A 517-nucleotide genomic window follows, 5' to 3' on the forward strand; every position below is an offset into this window, starting at 1 on the left:
ATGGAATGCTGGCTTTGAGCACAGGCTGTGTGAAAACTCGTATTTCAAATAGATCTAGCTTTATTTCGTTCACAACAAACAGCACAGGGCTACAGTCATGTATCTGGCGCCGATGTTTGATTTTTGTGATTACCAGCCTTTTTAGAATAGTCCGCTCATACAAGCCAAATAGCGCCTCAACAGGAAGCTGCAATCAGATTAAGCCTAGGATGCATTGGTCATCAAAGCTTTGATTAAGCCGCTGACACCAAAAATTGTGATCATTCGTCTAAGATTGTAGGCCAGGACATGCAAGTCCATTTCAATGCTGACCCCCTTAAATCTTCTGGTGAGTAGCTGTGTTGCGCCCATCCATAATTTAATTGTACCGAATGGGTGTTCGACGGTTTGTTGTCTGATCACCATGCTGTCAGGTTTGGACTCCAGAAGCTCGGTCATCTTTTCAATGCGACTAGCATGCTCCCAACGACGAATTGTTCGGGGAGTGGCTGTTTTGGTGCATTGGGTTTGCAGGCTG

General features: G+C 45.3%; 2 protein-coding genes. Both read right to left on the reverse strand.

From position 1 onward, the window contains the following. The coding region (locus A3729_RS33885) for a hypothetical protein (RefSeq protein ID WP_231877398.1) at positions 1-193 on the reverse strand (193 nt) is incomplete at its 3' end. A gap of 11 nt (positions 194-204) precedes the next feature. Then, positions 205-517: transposase (locus tag A3729_RS09675; RefSeq protein WP_197475744.1), on the reverse strand; the 313-nt coding region annotated here is incomplete at its 5' end.

Source organism: Oleiphilus sp. HI0043 (genome assembly GCF_001634935.1).